General features: G+C 56.1%; 9 protein-coding genes, 1 tRNA gene and 1 pseudogene. 3 read left to right on the top strand and 8 right to left on the bottom strand.

The genetic code is table 11. From position 1 onward, the window contains the following. Nucleotides 1-2,602 (bottom strand): annotated as a pseudogene (locus HZB34_14610) (molybdopterin-dependent oxidoreductase). Between the two features lie 898 nt (nt 2,603-3,500). On the opposite strand from HZB34_14610, the gene HZB34_14605 reads away from it, so the two are divergent. Beyond that, a tRNA-Gly gene (locus HZB34_14605) sits at nt 3,501-3,575 on the top strand. 84 nt (nt 3,576-3,659) lie between these two features. On the opposite strand, the gene HZB34_14600 is transcribed toward HZB34_14605, so the two are convergent. The 4 genes from HZB34_14600 to HZB34_14585 form a co-directional block, all read right to left on the bottom strand. After that, nucleotides 3,660-5,855, bottom strand: coding sequence for a DUF3488 domain-containing protein (locus HZB34_14600; GenBank protein ID MBI5317192.1), 2,196 nt, complete (start codon nt 5,853-5,855; stop codon nt 3,660-3,662). Continuing rightward, complete coding sequence (locus HZB34_14595) at nt 5,845-6,993, bottom strand: DUF58 domain-containing protein (protein MBI5317191.1); 1,149 nt, start codon at nt 6,991-6,993, stop codon at nt 5,845-5,847. The genes HZB34_14600 and HZB34_14595 overlap by 11 nt, the downstream gene beginning before the upstream one ends. Before the next feature lie 173 nt (nt 6,994-7,166). Next, entirely contained in the window at nt 7,167-8,108 is a 942-nt protein-coding gene (locus tag HZB34_14590; GenBank protein MBI5317190.1) for a MoxR family ATPase, read from the bottom strand. A gap of 450 nt (nt 8,109-8,558) precedes the next feature. Continuing rightward, nucleotides 8,559-9,869, bottom strand: a complete 1,311-nt coding sequence (locus HZB34_14585; protein MBI5317189.1) for a hypothetical protein — start codon at nt 9,867-9,869, stop codon at nt 8,559-8,561. A 141-nt stretch (nt 9,870-10,010) separates the two neighbouring features. Between HZB34_14585 and HZB34_14580 the strand changes: the two genes are divergently transcribed. Both HZB34_14580 and HZB34_14575 read left to right on the top strand, forming a co-directional pair. Next, complete coding sequence (locus HZB34_14580) at nt 10,011-11,033, top strand: ChaN family lipoprotein (GenBank protein ID MBI5317188.1); 1,023 nt, start codon at nt 10,011-10,013, stop codon at nt 11,031-11,033. A gap of 104 nt (nt 11,034-11,137) precedes the next feature. Beyond that, a complete protein-coding gene (locus tag HZB34_14575; GenBank protein ID MBI5317187.1) occupies nt 11,138-12,040 on the top strand; it encodes a hypothetical protein in 903 nt (300 codons plus the stop codon). A 937-nt stretch (nt 12,041-12,977) separates the two neighbouring features. On the opposite strand, the gene HZB34_14570 is transcribed toward HZB34_14575, so the two are convergent. The 3 genes from HZB34_14570 to HZB34_14560 all read right to left on the bottom strand — a co-directional run bounded on the left by HZB34_14570 (nt 12,978) and on the right by HZB34_14560 (nt 17,187). Beyond that, nucleotides 12,978-13,490 (bottom strand): hypothetical protein, encoded by a 513-nt coding sequence (locus HZB34_14570; GenBank protein MBI5317186.1) that lies wholly within the window; start codon nt 13,488-13,490, stop codon nt 12,978-12,980. Between the two features lie 95 nt (nt 13,491-13,585). Beyond that, nucleotides 13,586-14,971: a radical SAM protein gene (locus tag HZB34_14565; GenBank protein ID MBI5317185.1), complete on the bottom strand. Its 1,386-nt coding sequence runs from the start codon at nt 14,969-14,971 to the stop codon at nt 13,586-13,588. 110 nt (nt 14,972-15,081) lie between these two features. Continuing rightward, nucleotides 15,082-17,187, bottom strand: a complete 2,106-nt coding sequence (locus tag HZB34_14560) for a universal stress protein (protein MBI5317184.1) — start codon at nt 17,185-17,187, stop codon at nt 15,082-15,084. Nucleotides 17,188-17,192: the final 5 nt, after the last annotated feature.

The following is a 17,192-nucleotide window of genomic DNA, read 5'->3' as shown; positions in this document are numbered from 1 at the left end:
GTAGGGATCGCCAAAGTTGGACTCGTAAATCTGCACCCAGTCGTTCACGGACCATTGGCTGTGCACCCGATGCCGGGTCTTCGGCGTCACGCAGTAGAACTGGTAGCCCTTCTCCCACAAGGGATTGGCATGCCGCTTGATCTCCTGCCACGGCAGCTTGATATTGCGCACCGTCTTATCATCATGGTGCTGGGCCGTGATCGGAATCCCGTAGTCATCCGGCCGGACATAGGGATTGCTGGTCATGATGGCGTTGGGCAGATAGGGGGTCGCTTCCGTCCCCTCCCGGTGTGAGATGAAATTTTCGCCGTACTCGATCGCTTCGGGCTCGGTCCGGTAATTTTCGTACCGGCCGGTCCTGGTCCACATGGGCTTCGATTCATTCGTCTCTTCCCAGAAGGGGGTGCGAGGGTAGGTCCGCACCATGACCATCCAGCCCTTCTCCGACTTCAGCATGACATCGGCATTGTACCCGTAGAAGGTACTGGAGGCATCAAGCAGCCGTTGGACATAGACGTCGACGCGGTTCTCGTAGACAAACTTGAAGTAGTCGCGTATCCGCTTGTCACCGGTGATCTCCGACAGCTTCGCCGCGACCCCGGCGAAGCTATCCAGGTCATTGCGCGTATCGTAGAGCGGGCGGATCCCGCCTTTCCAGACCTGCACCCAGGGATTGGACACCGTGACGGTCATTTCCGGGTAGGTGAACTCCATCCAGGAGTTCGCCGCAAACGCGATGTCGTTATGGTTGACGTCCGAGGTCATCTCGATGTCCTGACAGATCAGGGTCTCGATGTTCGGATCGACGTTGCGCACCATGTCATAGTGGTGCTTGGCATTATTGAGCACATTCACATTGACCACCCAACGGAATTTACTCGGCGTCGGCATGTGGGTCTTGCCCGTGAACACCTTGCGCCCGTATTTCGGCGTATTGACGATCAGCGCCGTGTCACCATGGTTCCAGTAGCCGACCTCTTCGCCGTAGTAATAGGACTTGGTCTTGATCTCCTTGCCGTGTGCGTTCGGATCCAGCGTGATGTTGAACGGATCCTCCCCGGTGTGCACCGCAAGCCCCGCGCCGGACCAGGGCGTCGCTGTCCACGTGCCGGCCTTGTAATTACCGGCCCAGGTATGCTGCCCGGTGCCGAACTTGCCCACGTTGCCGGTGACGATGAGCACCATCGCCGCCCCGCGAGAGTTAATCGTCTGATGGAAATAGTGGCAGGTGCCCTCCCCGTTATGGATGGCCGCCGGCTTGATCGTGCCGGAATCCCGTGCCCAGCGGACCAGGAGGTCTTTCGGCGTCCGGCAGATCTGATGGCAGGTATCCAGATCGTAATCCTGAAAGTGCACCAGGTACATCTGCCAGACCGGCATCGCGTCGACCTCACGCCCATTGAGCAGTTTCACCCGATAGGTCCCGGTGAGGGCCGCATCGATCCCGCTGTTCTCATAGTGCCAGCCGACCTGTTCCCGGTGGAGCGGCACCGCCTGCTTCTTATTCAGGTCCCAGACCATCATCCCGCCCAGCCGCTGCACCTGCTCCGGTTTGAGAGACTGCATCCGGCCCGAGTAGCTCTTCGAGAAGTCCGGGAACTGATAGTCCGCCACCACGTCGCGCGGATCCAAGAACTGCAGGGTATCGGTCCGGACGAGCACGGGTGAATCGGTAAAGCTCTTCATAAAGTCCGTATCGTGCATGTTCTCATCGACAATGATCTTCAAGGCCCCTAAGAAAATCGGGCCGTCAGCCGCCGGCCGGACCGGCATCCAGTAGTCGGCCCGATAGGCCGTGGGGTTATACTCCGGCGTGATCACCACGACCCGGGCACCCCGTTCGATACATTCCAGCTTCCAGTGCGCTTCCGGCATTTTGTTCTCGACGAAGTTCTTGCCCCAGCTGGTATTCAGTTTGGAGAAGCGCATGTCGGAGAGGTCGATATCGGAGCCTTGGGCTCCACTCCACCAGGGGTGAGCGGGGTTCTGATCCCCATGCCAGGTATAGTTCGACCAATAGCGGCCGCCCTGCGCCTGCTCCGGGCTGACCTTCCGAATCCAGGTATCCAGCAAGGCATTCACCCCCCCGTTCATCCGGGTGTTCCCCATCTTGCCGATGATCCCGAGGACGGGCATCCCCGCCCGATGCTTGAAGCACCGGGTCCCGGCCCCCTTCATCATCTCAATCATCTCCGGCGCATACCCCTGCTCCCGCAGCCGCCCCATACACTCGCCGGTGGAAGGTGAAGCCCTTCAAACACATCCGCGGGTTATGGGCAAAGGTGCCGCGATTCCCGTACAGGTCTTCGTAGGTTTGATGGTCGTAGTTCTGCTCGACGCGCATCACCACGCCGTTCCGCACAAAGGCCCGGACGCGGCAGGCATGGGTGTCGTTCGGGGAACAGACCCAGGTAAAGGACGAATCGTACCGATACTGATCGTGATAGACCCGCTCCCAGGACCGATCCGGATAGTCCCCCAACGGGTTCCCGACTTCGATGACCGGCTGGAGCGCGGTCAGCGCCAGCACGTTGTCCGCCACCGCCACTGCGGCCACGGTGCCTGCCGTGACTTTTAAGAACTGCCGACGTGACAAAAACATGGGTCCCACCTCCTCAAGTTGAGGGCTTTGATCAAGCCCGCGAGCCTTCATTGATGTGCAGTGGAAATGAAGATTTCACCGAATAATCCCGGAGAGCCGCCAAGAAATAAATAAGCCGAGCTTTGCACCGACGATGGAACAGCATGAGGATTTCTGTCTATATTGAGCTTCGACATTGCGTAGAAGCTACCCACGCAACATTCACACCAAGCCCAATAGATCGATGGTGCGCCATTAATTCCAATAAATAGTTGAATAGATAGACAAAAAAAGTCTTACAGAAAATGACTGAATTGAAAGTAGATGTGGGGCGCTGAGTATATTTCGTATCACATGAAGATTGTACGTTCGTGGGCCTAAGTAAATTCATCAGCAAATCAATAACTTGAGATAAATTCCTTTGCGTTACACTCTCGTAACGTCTTTTTTCCAAAACGTGTAGTTACGGTAACGATGAAACAGCACCCAGCCACAACAGTCCCACTACGGCATAAAACGTATACGCACAAACCGGGCCATTTCAGAGTTCCCCGATTCGTATGCGCAACTATTTAAAAACATGGAACATTTACAGAACCGACGTTCTACATAGCTGGTTCGATTGTCAGATAGCCCACGATTCATCGTGGGCTATCGTGGGTGAGCCCACGATAGCGAGAGCGTGCGTTATTTTCTATGAAGAAATAGGGCGGGCTTCGCGATGGCAAGTAGGCTCTATTTGCTCTTCGGCTGACAGTTGGTCACTTCGTCCCAAACTGCTTCATCTCAGGAAAATCCAAATTAATATTCTCGCACGAACGGGTGAATTTCTCACAAGACTGTTTGAGGCCTGCTAGGCTGCTTGACAGCTCTGTTCCCGCATCAGTAAGATTCCACCCCTCTGACCGGCTGTGATTGAGCGGGAATAGCTCAGTGGTAGAGCATCGCCTTGCCAAGGCGAGGGTCGCGGGTTCAAATCCCGTTTCCCGCTCCAATCAAACAGGTTTCTCCCGCTTAGTCCTCTTCCCAAATTTCGTGTGCGCTCTGCCACTGCCGCTGAAAGGGGAGCGGTAGGCGATTAGTGAGCTGTGCGTGCGAGGGATTGCAGCCGACCCAACTGTTCAGTGACACGAGAGAGGTCGTCCTGGGTGAGCGGAGCACGGCTGAATCGCCCCTGATGGTACAGGGCGGTCACATCAGTCACCATAGGACCGGCTGCCTTCCATTCCCGTTCAACCAGTCTGGCAAATTCACTGGCTGTCGCGGCTGGAGGTTTGCTCACGCCATGTCTCTCCACGATACGGAGCATGCGGCTATAGAGCTGGGCGATCGCGACTTGCGGGTGGGATTTAGGAAGAAAGTGCGTGACGGCCCAGAGCCCTATTCTATCGCGGAGCATGAGGAGGGCCAAGGACAGGCCAACGACAATCGATCCCGTGATGAGTCCCAACATGCCTGAATGAAACGTTTGGACCATTTGAGTCAGGCGGGTGAACACCTGGCCTATCGGAGCAGCCAGCAACGAAGCCCAGCGGCTCATTCTTTCACGCACCACGTCACTACCCTCTCGTACTCCATGAACGACTGCCAGTTGATCCCTCGCACTATAATGGACGAACAAGCGATCCCATTGGAGCCGAACAGATTCGGCTACTCGGCTGAGAGGCTCCCAACCAGAGGGAGCGACTGCAGCGCTGACGGCAGGAGTGGGGTCCATCGTGATCCAGCCGGAGTGAGGAAAGTAGACCTCGACCCAGGCATGGGCATCCCGCTGGCGCACGGTGAAGTAACCTCCGTAGTCGTTCCATTCCGTGGCCAGAAACCCTGTCACAAGTCGAGCCGGGATGCCGACCGTTCGCAGCATCACCACCATGGCCGTCGCATAATGTTCACAGTACCCGGTTTTTCTTGTGAACAGAAATTCTTCGAGCGGATGATCGAGCTGGGCCGTGTCGCTTTCAAGGCTGTACCGGTAGTTCTCCAGGAGATGTTGCAGGATCGCTTGCGTCTGCTCGAAGGGAGTCGAGTCCCGTTGGGTGACGCGATGCGCCAGGTCTGCGACCTGTTCAGACCCCGTGGGAACTTGAAGGTAGTGGAAGCGAATTGAGTCGGGGTAGTCCAGGCTCGCCGCGGTTCGTTCGTTCGCGACAAGCTGCGGAACATGAGAGACGACGGAGTACCTGATACGGGAAGAAGGGGGAAATGGTAAATGCAGCCCGCTCATGGCATCGGCCTGCAGAGTGAGAAACTCGCCGCTCACAACCTCAGCGAAAGGGGCTGCAAATAACACAGAGGTGTCGAGGGTTTCCAGCAGTATATCCTGACGGATGGCTTGGGATGGTCTATCGAGAGGGTAGCTGCCAGCAGGCCGGACGAGGAATGTGCCGTCAGCGGCGAGATTTAACGAGCGCTGGCGGGTTCCGCTGTGGCTCCATGATTGTCCATTGTACTGATCGTAGGCAAGGCCTCTCAGATAGAAGCGATCCTTTTCAACAGCTGATTGGTCCGGTAGTTCGACACGCATCACGATCTGAGGATCTTGCTTGACTGATCCGATCGTCCCCAGATCGACCCGATCGGAAAACCCTGTCGTCCGCACTGCTTCCCCGCTCGTCTTTTGTAATACGCCTACTCCAATACGGGGGATGAGAAAGAAAATGGCAAGCGTCAGGGCAACCGTCAGGATGACGATTCCGTTCGTCAACCAAAACACCCTGTGGGTGATGCGGCTCGGAAATGTCGCGCGACAGGCACCCATACCTGAAGGGGTGACGGCGGCAGGGATTTCGCTCGTTTCCTGGGTCAAGTGATAGAGCAAGAGTGTCCACACGGCCGTAAGCAAATACAGCATGAAGATGGGGACATACCACGCCTCTGTCGTCAGCGCAGCGGAAGCCAGGATTGCCATGAGACTAATGACATAGAGATGCCGATAGTCACGCCGCTGTTGGAGCGTGAGTAACTTGATACCCAGAAGCACAACCAAAAAATGGATACCTGCCGGAAGAAGGTCTCTTGACACCACGAGAAGGTCGATCAGCAAGATGGCGAACGCGCCGATCAACAGAGCATTCCACAGAGTTGGAGAGTCGGTGATCTGCGCCATCGCCCGTCGAAGGAACAGCACCCCTCCCGCGTGAAACAGCGAGACAACAAGGATGATGGCGGTAGGGAGGGCGAGCCAGAAGGGTACGCTCTGTGCCAACACCAGCCCGCTAAACGCTGTGGCAGCGAGGGTGACGGAACTGAGGGCAAAGGCCTGATTAAAAGGCATGGGTTAATTCTTCAAGTTGCGCGGCATACAGTACCCGATCCGCTTGCACCATGGTTGCGACAGTTGCCTGGTCCGACCAGGGCACAATCGCCAGCATGTAGCCTCGCTCGCTTTCGTGGCTGAGCGGAGGGTGTAGGCCGTGCTGGCTGGTGTGATCGGATTCAGGTGGCTGTCTCTTGCACAATGCCAACAAGCGCAGGATCGCCATGAGATGGGCGGATCCAGACCCAAGCCCTGAGTCTTCCGTCCCGACGATAAGCCGAACAGGGTGGGCCCGTTCTGTCAATTGCCAGAGAAGCGACGCCACGAACGTCACGCTCCGTTCGAACAGCGCTTCGCATGCTTCAGGGGCCACGACTGAGAAGACAACGGTAATGTGTCGTTGATCTTCTGCTTCGGTTTCCCGCACGACCAGCTGAGACGTGCGGGCCGTGGTGACCCAGTGGATGGCTCGTGAGTCATCGCCTGGTTGATACAGGCGAAGGTTGTAGAGTTGGGCTCCGTCTCCGCGTCTGGTGAGTGCCGCCCCTTGCCCTTCGTTGACCAGTTCATCCACGAAACGCAGGGTGAGCGGTTTGATCGGGGGGCTGACGAGCAGATGCGCTTCTGTAGAATAGCGCCCTCTTTTTAGAAACAGTCCAAAAGGAAACAGTGTCTGCACCACGATGCCATCGAGCCGGAGCCAGCCCCGCTTTGTACCAAGAAGCGGATAGGACAGGAGCATGGAACTTTGCGCGGGCAGGAGGTGAATCGCAAGCCCCCGGTCGACCTCTTGACCCTCGACGACATCAAGCATTCGGAGAGAAAAGCTGGGCAGATGCCGGTTTCGGTTGGTGACAGAGATCGTGAGAGTGGTCGGCTCATTGGCCATGATGAGATCGGGCACATGCCGATGGAACTCCAATCGCCTGAGACAGCACTCGGAGAGCAAACCGGAGACGACGATCAGGCTGAGCATCATCGCGAGGAGCAAGTAAAACAGATTGTTGCCGGTATTGATGGCTGCGAGCCCGATCCCGAAAGTGAAGAGAAGAAACCTCGTCCCTTCAGATGTGAAACGAATCGACCGCCGCCGTGACATGCCCCGGACGAAGGTCATAGCGGAGGAGACTGTGAGGTTGAAGAATGGCTGCTTCACGCGCGTAGGTCATCCAATTGACCGCCAGCAGGATGCTCAAAACCCGTGAAGCGTATTTCGTGAAGCGTCGTTCGTTTCCGGATTCGGACGTTTCACGCTTCACGTTTCACGAACGACGAGGAAGGCCTTTTTGAGCATCCTGCAGAACGGTACTGCTGTTGTGCCGCATCCTGCTAGACAGGAACGGGAACGGTCTCGACAATGTCGAGCACCATCCGCTCCGCCTGTTCGAAGCTCTGCGTCCGCATACCATGGGTCCGGTTCAGCATGACACGATGGGACAGCACGATCGGCGCCAGCTCTTTGATGTCATCCGGAAGGCAATAATCTCGCCCCCGGACGACTGCCAAGGCTTTCGCCGCTTTGCTGAGCCCCAAGGCTCCTCTCGTGCTGACGCCCAGGGATAAAAGCTCGCTCTGGCGGGTCGCTTGCACGATCGCGAGCAGATAGTCCATCAAACTCTCTTCCATGTGAACCAGATCCACATGGGCCTGCAATGCCAATATTTCGCGGGCTGACAATACCGCTTCCAGCGTTTCGGCAGGATGCATCGAATGGGGGCGATCGAGCACCTTGCGTTCATCTTCGAGCGCAGGATATCCAATGCAGAGGCGCATCAGAAACCGGTCGAGTTGGGATTCCGGAAGGGGGAATGTTCCGTGATATTCGGCCGGATTCTGCGTGGCAATGACCATAAACGGCTGCTCAAGCGGATGCGTCTGATTGTCGACAGAAACCTGCGCTTCACTCATCGCTTCCAAGAGACTGCTCTGGGTCTTCGGCGTCGTGCGATTGATCTCGTCGGCCAGCACGACATTGGCGAAGATCGGGCCGGGGATAAATTCAAAGCCCTGTTTTTGCCTGTTAAACATCGAGATGCCGACAATGTCGGAGGGCAAGAGATCGCTGGTGAATTGAATGCGCTTGAATGAACAGTCCAGTGATCGGGCCAAACTGTGTGCCAGCGTGGTCTTGCCAACGCCGGGAACATCTTCGAGTAGAAGGTGCCCGCGGGCCAGAAGACAGACCACTACCATCTCGATCACATGGGCCTTGCCCTTGATGACCAGCGCAATATTATCCTGGATGGCCCGGATACTGTGAGATGAATTCATGTTGGGATTAGTCGTCCTGATCGTTCAGGCATGCATGGTGATTTGACACGCTCGAAGTCTAACAAAGGGTCTGGAGACGGTCAATTTTCACGCGTGTTTTTGCATCAACCTGGCTGGATATGGCGATTCGCAGGGCTTTGCTGCCGGTGGGTTGCTCCATTCCGCTCTATACACAGGCTGCGGGAAACCCATTTCGGCACAGAATTACTTGAGGACCTGCATGTCTTGGACAAGAAGAGAATACCCCCGCAGGATGCTCAAAAAGCTGGCTTCTCACCCGCCCAACCCCGGCGCGCCGAGACGCGCCGTTCCACGGGCAAGGCCGCAGCGTCTGAAGAAGGGTGAGGTTGAGGTCAAGGTTGAGCAAAGATCAGACTCTTTGCATCGCCGCCTTAACCTTAGCCTAAACCTCAACCTTCCGGAGAGCTGGCGAACTGTTTCAGCCTTTTGCTATTCCGGTACGAGGATCAGCATCCATGGAGGGCTCTCTTCGGCCATGTCGGAGAACCGTCTTGCAGTACTGCTGGCGGGAAGTCCCGGGAAGATCGCTCCCCGGCGAACCTGAACGGAGCGGAAACGATAGAAGGGAGCCTGCGTCGAATGGAGGGGAAGAACCCGAGGAATCCGTCCACGTAACAAGCCGCAGTCTGACAGGCTCAGGGTCTCACCGAGGGCAAGACCGGAGAGTCTGTCGAAGACCTCGCCAAAAATCGTGTGGAGATTATCCGGAGTGAACGGCAGATCATTCGGTCGATAGCGGTCGTCGTCAAGGAGTTGTGCCAGGATCTCCCAGAAGACCTGGGTATCGACAGCACCGATGACACAGAGAACACCGCGACGCGCCAGCAGATCAAGCAGGGCGAGGGGGCCTCGAATCTCAAATTTCCATACAGGGAATAGGAGTGCACGGCCTCCATGCTGGACTTCGAGGGCCGGTTCGCCTGAAAAGTTTGTCTGCCGAAACGCGCCTTTGGTTCGCGTGAGCTCTTGGGTCATGATGTGATCGGACAATCTGGTCGGTTCATAGGCAAACGTGGGTGTCGCCGGAGCCCAGCAGGTCGCGATCGTGTAGCGGGGGGCAAGTTTCCCTCGCTGGTCGAGTGTGTCCAAGTCAAACATATCCTGGCCTCCGTAGAATTGAAACGAAAGGCCGATGCGAGATCGGAGGCTGTTGAGTCGCTCCCGATCAGGATGAAGCGGACCTCCCAGCTTTGAGCCTGGCGTAAGACGATCGAGGGTATGGAGAATCAATTCCTGTCGATTGTGAAGGCGCGCTACGTAGTGCTCCACAAGGTCTGTCGCGAAGGAGAGGTCGCCGGCTCCCAGATCGAGCAGAGAAGCCACATCTGCCTCTTGCAACAGGTCAAATGGATTGGCGTGTGAGTGGACGAATGCTTCAATCTCTTCACTCCGCAGGGAGGTCAATGGCCACTGCAAGATCGGGCCTTCAACGACGCCGAACCATACACAGAGTGCCCGCACGGCTTTTGTCGGAGGGAGCCCTGTGAGTTCTTTGAGGCGTGGGCCTGGGAGGTCCTGAATTCGTGCGGCTTCTGAATTTCCCAACGCGAGGGTGACCGCATCACGGACGATGACGGGAAGATCGGCGCGATGAGCCTCTGTAATCACCCGCCTCAATGTCGCAGCGAGTTGCTTTGCCTCAACAAGCTTGCGTGAGGCCTCCCACTCCTTGTCGCGTTCCTGCAAGAGCGTGGTAACCTGTGACCGAAAGTCTGCAAGCACCTGGGCGGGAGAACTCATGAATTGATCAGTGCGTGGACCCGATGGATGATCCGGCGCTATCTGCGCTGAATTCATGGCAGCATAACGGCCTGGTTCATCCGGGTCAAGGGTTCGGATCGCGTCTTGCCCAATCCCAGAAACCTGTGCTAGGTAGGAGCTATGATCAACAGGTCCAGGCTGCCGGCACCACAAGCCATCTTCGTCGTATATAGGCTGTTGATGGTCGTCGCAGCGTTGTGGTTCACCGTAGCCTGCACGACCGGAGAGGGTGCAAAAGTTTCTGGAGCCTCGCAAGACGAGCGTCATGCGCTGTTCAAGGAATGGCAGATCATTGATACCGCGACAGGGCAGCCGGTCTCTCTTGACCAATGGAGTGCGTTGTTGCTCCAACAAGACATCATTTATCTCGGCGAAGAACATCACAATCGGTTCCATATAGAGGCGGCTAGCACGGTGCTGGAGAAGCTCAAGGAGGGAGGGCGTAGGCCGGCCCTGGGTATGGAAATGTTCGGTTGGGACGGCCAGGCAGCATTGGATCAGTATGTTGTCGATCCAGAGATGACCCGCCAGGAATTCCTTCAAGCCGTCAAGTGGCACCAGAACTGGGGTGGTTCATACGACGATTATGAACCGCTGATCCGGTTGGCACGAGAATACCACTGGACGGTAGATGCCATGAATCCTCCAAAGCCGTTGGTGAGGATCGTCGCCAAGAACGGATTGGCTCAGGCAAGACTTGACCCTATGATGGAACAATGGGGCATGAAGGACGAAGTCATCGCCGATGATCCCATCTATCGGGCACGTATTCTTGAGCAACTACAGGCCTGTCATGGTGGGGGAGCTGACAGCCACTATCAGACCATGTTCGAGGCATCCATGGTTCGCGATGAAGGGATGGCCAAGACATTGGTCCATCGCCTCAACCAGATTCGCTCCGGGAGCGATAGAATGGCCGGGCCGCTGGTCAGCTATACGGGGGGCGGGCATATTCAATACAACCTCCCGGTTCCGAAGCGAGTGGCCCGCCGTCTGGGTGGCCAGGTCCGACAAGTCAGCATCTTCATGACATCGTTCGATGCGGGACGCATCGAGGAGTTCAAAGATATGACCCGAGAGAAGATTGCAGACTATCTGTGGCTGACGCCAGTCAGCGCGAAGGGACCGCCACGCCGATGCTGAATCAACCACGGCTGAAAACCTATGAATCCTTGACAGTCTCACGGGTCTGTTTCAGACTGCCCTGCAATACTCGATGGAGTCATTTGCGATTGGGAACGCAGCGCATGAGAAATAAGATCCCCTGCTCCGCTGAGCGGTTAAGCCTCCTCGATCCTCCGATGATCCAGGCGGTGGTTGATCGTAATGCCTTTCACATCGGCAATCAGTACCTCTCAGAAAATCGCGTTCGGATCGTCGAGGCTGATGACGCCCAGATTTCCTCCGCTGTCATCGGGAATTCCGGCCTCTACGAGCAGACGATCCGACTCAAGGAAGGACATCTGGTGTCAAAATGCAGCTGCGCGCTGCCCGAAGAGCCGATGTGCCGTCATTGTATTGCAGCTCTGCTCGAGTATCATCGGTGGACACAGCCGAGGAACGGCCAACAGAAAAAGGCGACCCCGTCCTCAGGACCGCAGCCGGCACAGGCCTCTTCGAATCGCGAAAGCGCGCCCTCGCCAAACCCCGCGACAACGACCGACCTCAAGCTGGGCGAGGTGATGGCCTTCATTGAATGGCTCCAGCCCGCGATAAAGGCATTAGACCGCGGGCAACCGTTGGCTGATGCGCCAACGCTCGGCGGAGATACCGCTCTGTGGGTTCAGACCATCAGTAATCTGGAGGAGCGTCGACGTGAGAGCGAAGAGAAGCGGGCCAATTTGGAGTCCGACATGCGCGACCGAGAAGCCTATGTCAGTCGACTGACACAACAGGCGCAAGTAGCCATGGAAGAGATCAAATCCCTCCAAACCAACTCTCAGCAATTGCGGAGGGAACTGACTGCTTGCAAAGAGACCCTCGCGAAGGTTTCCGAGGTTGCCTCGGAGGTCGGAAACTACGATAGTCAACTCAAAACTCTCGCAGGCGAAGTGATGTCAAAGGGTTCACAACTCGACAAGCTCGCCCATTCATTCAGAGAAGTCTCGACGGCATTGAGAGCCCTGACAAAGCCCCCTATCACCCCCTAGCCTTTCTCGCTCGGAGCTCCATTCATCGTTGAAACGTGGTTCCTTTCCTGTGCCGTCACGCAATAGGTGGTTGGGAGACAAGGGTGGACCGAGTGATCCCCTCGGCCGGCCAGGCACTTCCGCTACCGGTGAATCTGGCACGATCGGACAGATTCATTGTCTGGCCAAGCAATCGAGGCCTCCCCGCGCGAAGCGCGTTCGTTCGTTTTGGGAAGGGACCCTGACGGAAGGATTCCATCTCGGTCAGAGAAATCCGTAAGGACCGAGCGATCAGCCAGGCAAGCGTTAAACTGGGACTCCAATACACTGCATCGCGCAGACGATCGACGAGATCACTGGGAAGACTCACTGTTAACCGGACCCGAGGTTGTTGTCGTCCTACCTTGCTCGGCCTGGAAGTCGGACTAGCAACATCACGGCATTCTTTACGAATCGAATGACTGGGAGTGGCCTGATCTCTCAGTGACATTGTGCACCTCTCCTGGTTGCGTTGGAAGAAACCAGCTCATGGACTCTGGTTGATCTCGATGGTTAGCTCCCCCTCCCTGATGGAGGGCCGCGCCGCTGTAGAAGAGACAGGGTGCGGCCCCGATGGCAGAAGCTTATGGCGGTGGGAGGGCTCCGGATGGGCACAATCCAGAGGTAGTCCCATCTGCGTGACAGGCCATTACCTGTCGGATGGGGCCCCACCGGCGTTTCGCTTCGCCAAGCATCTTCCGGCTACGGCAGTACAGCAACCCCCGTACCAGAATATTCTGAGTAATAGCATTGCGGATCCATACTGTAAGTCGTTGAGTGGACGCGGTTTCGCCAGCAAGCTTCAAAGAGGGAACTGTAAGACTGAGCGTATCTTATTCGGTACGCTCCTAATCCTAGGAGATACAGGACGGGGAAATGCGTTGAGTGGCCGCTGGGAACGCCAGGAATCTGGCACGATCTACTGATGGAGATGTTTCATCGCGGAGGCACAAAGGATGATGAGGAGCCCGATCCAGAGCGCGGCTCGTTGGAAGGGGATCGCTTCGTAGGATTCTTCTTCACCTTCTTCTACGTCATCGGACTTGAAGACCACAGTGTAGAGAAAAAGGGTGAGGAGACAGAGAACGAGAAACAACTTGATAAAGAAGACGGTCAGGTATTGTGCATGGTGCTGAACCCCACTCCCCGTTTGCAAGGTGATGAGCTGATTGACGTAGTGGAGATTGATGCCACCGGTAAACAGCAGGACAACGAGCAGGATTCCCGCGACTTTCTTGTAATGTTGATAGAACGCATCGGTGATCGGCTTGATCTGTTCCTTCGCAACCGCCTTCTTCAGACCGGGGGTCACGGCCATGACCAGGAAGGCAATTCCCCCGATCCAGATGACCGCCGACACCAGGTGAAGCCAATGATTGACGATCGGGATCAGCGTATAGAAGTCAGTGCCGGGGCTTCGAAGGGATTCCATGAAGAGATGGTTAATGGTTGATGGTTAATGGTGACAATACCTCTGGTCCATGCCCGAGTAATTCATTGACCATCAGCCATTTACCATGAACCATATTAGGGTCTGAACATTGGCGCGTCGTTGCCGAATCGTTTCTTGCGGAGCTCTTCCATCAACTCAATGGTGATCAAGGGGATGTTGTTCTCGCGGGCGTGTTTTTCGACCCCTTTCTTGACCATGGCGCGCAAGAAATAGGGAATCCGGTTGAGTCGTGTTTCTGAGTCTTCATCCCAAGCCACAGGGCTGTCTTCCGGTGTATTAAAAGCGATCTTGATCCTCTCGCCACCCTTCGGGGTGTAGAGGCACCATTGATCTTCATCCAGCCAGTCGCCGTGATCCACGTAGGGACGTGCGCGGCAGCCTCCACAGATGTCCGTATACTCGCAATCACCGCATTTCCCTTTTAGTTGCGGGTAGCGGAAGGAATTGAAGACGTCGGACTTTTCCCATAGATCGACGAAGCTGTGCTCACGGATGTTCCCGGCGGACAGCGGCATATAGGGGCAAGGGGTCAGCTCGCCATTGGGAGTCACACGCGCGTAGTTGGTGCCGGCGAGGCAGCCGCCGCCCATATACCCAGTCGCTTTGGTAATAGGGGAGTTTGGATCTTTCTCATACGCGAGCCGTTTGAAGTGCGGCGCGCAACGGGCCCGGATAAGCATACCCTTGTAACTATCCTGGCAATTCACCAGATAGCCGAGCACCTCTTCATACTGGGCCGGGGTGATATCCGTCAATTCTTCCCCGCGACCGGTGCAGACCATAAAGAACACATTGAGAACCTTGGCGCCAAGCTGGTGCGCCCAATCGATCACTGCGGGTAGTTCCTGATAATTCATGGGCTGCGCGCTGAAATGTACTTGAAAGGCCAACCCGTTCCGCTTACAGGCCTCGATACCGGCAAGTGCGGCTTCCCATGCACCAGGCACACCGCGGAAGCGATTGTGTTTCTGGGGATCGAGCGAATCGATACTGATGCCCATGCCCATCACGCCGATATCCACAAGCGTTCGGGCCATGTGGTCATTAATCAGCATCCCGTTTGTCCCAAACACCACCATGAAGCCGAGCTTCACAGCGTGGCGTGCGATATCAAGAATATCGGGACGGACAAGCGGTTCACCGCCTGTGATCACAAGGAGACAGCCCCTGTTGACCTCGGCAATCTGATCGATGAGTCTGTAGCATTCTTCGGTGGAGAGCTCATCGGTTCCGCCGGCCGACTTCGTCGTCGCGTCCAGATAGCAATGGTCACATTTGAGATTACAGCGTTTCGTGAGGTTCAGTGCGATGAGGTAAGGCTTGAAGTCATCGACGGTTCGGCCGTCAGAGGGCCCTTCGCCTTGAGGGGCGGGCGTGAGGAACTGCGTGACCTGCTGTTGAAACGCCCCGATCACTCCGCCGAGCAAGGGGCCGTTGAAGATCGGAAGCGATTTACCCATAGTCTAGAGAAAATGTGTAATTCTAAATTAGGAATGGCGAATATGTGATGCGGGGGAATTCGCTGTCCGGTCAATTCCACATTCCACATTCATCATTCAAAATTGCAAAGCTACGATTTCGCTTTGCCGGTCAGGTTCGCAATCATGTCCTTTAGATTGCCGGTTTTCATGGCTTCTGCCATATAATCCTTGGCCTGCTCGATACCCTCGTGAGCGACTTCGGCCGTAATCACCATGACGCCGATCTTATCGGCATGTTTTTCGATGAGGGCACGGGTACAGTCGCGCATAAACCCTTCCGGCGCCCGTTCAAGTCGTACTGTTGCTTCCGGCGTCCAAGTATAGCGAGAGGCAGGAGCCGGTTCTGCTGCGTGGCCGTTTCCATGACCGTTCTCGTGAGGAGTCGTTGCGCTATTGGCCCCGTTCGTCGCAGCAGCTACCGAAGCCTGTGCCTCGGTCGAAGCCCCAGTTCCCTTATTCGCAAAGATGGGTGTGTAATCCTCTGACGCCGCTTCCTGAATGATGGGTGCCGCATACTCCAACGTGATTGTGGTCATGCCGAGTTTACGGGCGGTCTTCTCAATCTTGGCTTTGGCCCGCCGGCGTTGGAAGCCTGCTGGAACTGCACGGATTCCTTCTTTGGCATCCTTTGTCCATTGCATGGGGACATCGTCGTAGGCCAGATCGGTTTCGAGGACCCCTTCCACGTGCGCCGCCGCTTCGAAAAGAGACTTATCAACCAGTTTGAAGCGATCACCTCCGGCGGCACAGACGGGGCACTTGACGGGCGTCTCGCCCTTGCCGATGTAGCCGCAACCGTCGCAGATGAAATAATCCTGAGTCATCCGATCCAAGTAGGCTTGAGTATTTGCACTGACCGCTGGTTTTTCTTCAACAACCTCGGTCATCATCCCGCTGAGCGTGGAGCCCATAAGATCCTTCACAACGGACTCGTCAGCCTGCATCTTGTTGCGGTCGATACCAGCGGCATCCAGGTTTCCACCAAGGGCGCGCATGGCGTCCATCGCCCCCTTGGGCAGGATATGTCCAATGGCCGTATCCACCACCGTGTTGCTGATGATGGTGTGGCCCTTCTCGATGGCATAGCGATGGATGGCTGTCTTGGCCACCCCTCTGGCAAACATCGGGATCTTTTCCATTCGACGGAGGGCTTCTTCCGTCCAGGCGATGGTGTATTCCGCCAGCGTATCGATCGGTGGGACATATTTCCTGTTCGACACCAGGATATTGCAGGGCGCGGACCGCAACAGATTTTCGGTGTTGCTGCCGATGTCCATATCCTCGTCGCTGTGTACGCCGATCCGTCCGACGATCAGGAGCGCCGGGATATCCTTACGAACATATTGAATGATCTTTTCGAACGCCTTGCCATCCAACAGAGTGGTCTTCACGTCGGTTTGTTCGGCCTGAGCGATCTCGCGGCAGATGTCGAGGTGCGATTGGTAGATCTTCGCGAGGCCGCTGTCGATGATTTCCTCGTGTAGCTTTTCCTGCTCTTTGAAGCGGAAAACCTTACCGGCCTCTTCGTTGAGCACACCTGAAATACTATGAAAGGCGGCATAGTGGAAATAGGGATCGAAGGCCGAGATGGCCTCGACCGGCATGTTGAAGGCCTTTCCCAGTGCCAGGCCCGTCATGAGTCCACCGAAGGAATAGGGGCTGCCGTCCACCGCTACCACGATTTTCCCACCGGTCATGGGCTGGGTTTGTTTAATAATCAGCATGTCAGAATTCCGCACCCGCCGAAGCACTCGCTCGGTGTTACTGCCGATGACGCTGTCCTTCACCGCGCCGACACCCAAGGCACCCATGATGACCAGGTCGTAGGCATTGGTGTTGATATCTTCAGCCAACACCTTCCAGTTCCGGCCTTCGAGCGAGCGACGCTCAATCGGCAGGTTGTTTTCCGCGCATTTCTTATCAACGTAGTCGAGATAGGAATCAGTGATGATTTGGAGGCCTCGGGTAATCAACGAATCGTGAATCTGGCGCTGTCGGTCGAGTTCTTTTTCATCGTGGTATTCTTCCGGCAAGCCCGCTTCCATCTGCTTGAAGCGCTTGTCATGCATTTTGGCTGCATAGACGTGGCTCCCCACAATCTTCGAGCCGAAGGCCTTCGCGAAATGCACTCCGACATCGACGGCAGTATTGGAATGGTCGGAATTATCGACCGGGACATAGATCGTCTTATACATCGAAA

This window comes from Nitrospirota bacterium (assembly GCA_016219645.1).
GTDB lineage: Bacteria > Nitrospirota > Nitrospiria > Nitrospirales > Nitrospiraceae > Palsa-1315.
Note: the sequence above shows the minus strand (reverse complement) of the source record. Positions and strands in the feature narration are given on the sequence as shown.

Coding starts and splice junctions, on each gene's coding strand:
- HZB34_14585 (MBI5317189.1), bottom strand. CDS start 9,869: ATGAGTTCTCCCGCCCAGGTGCTTGCAGACTTTCGGTCACAGGTTACC.
- HZB34_14600 (MBI5317192.1), bottom strand. CDS start 5,855: ATGCCTTTTAATCAGGCCTTTGCCCTCAGTTCCGTCACCCTCGCTGCC.
- HZB34_14560 (MBI5317184.1), bottom strand. CDS start 17,187: ATGTATAAGACGATCTATGTCCCGGTCGATAATTCCGACCATTCCAAT.
- HZB34_14580 (MBI5317188.1), top strand. CDS start 10,011: ATGATCAACAGGTCCAGGCTGCCGGCACCACAAGCCATCTTCGTCGTA.
- HZB34_14590 (MBI5317190.1), bottom strand. CDS start 8,108: ATGAATTCATCTCACAGTATCCGGGCCATCCAGGATAATATTGCGCTG.
- HZB34_14570 (MBI5317186.1), bottom strand. CDS start 13,490: ATGGAATCCCTTCGAAGCCCCGGCACTGACTTCTATACGCTGATCCCG.
- HZB34_14575 (MBI5317187.1), top strand. CDS start 11,138: ATGAGAAATAAGATCCCCTGCTCCGCTGAGCGGTTAAGCCTCCTCGAT.
- HZB34_14565 (MBI5317185.1), bottom strand. CDS start 14,971: ATGGGTAAATCGCTTCCGATCTTCAACGGCCCCTTGCTCGGCGGAGTG.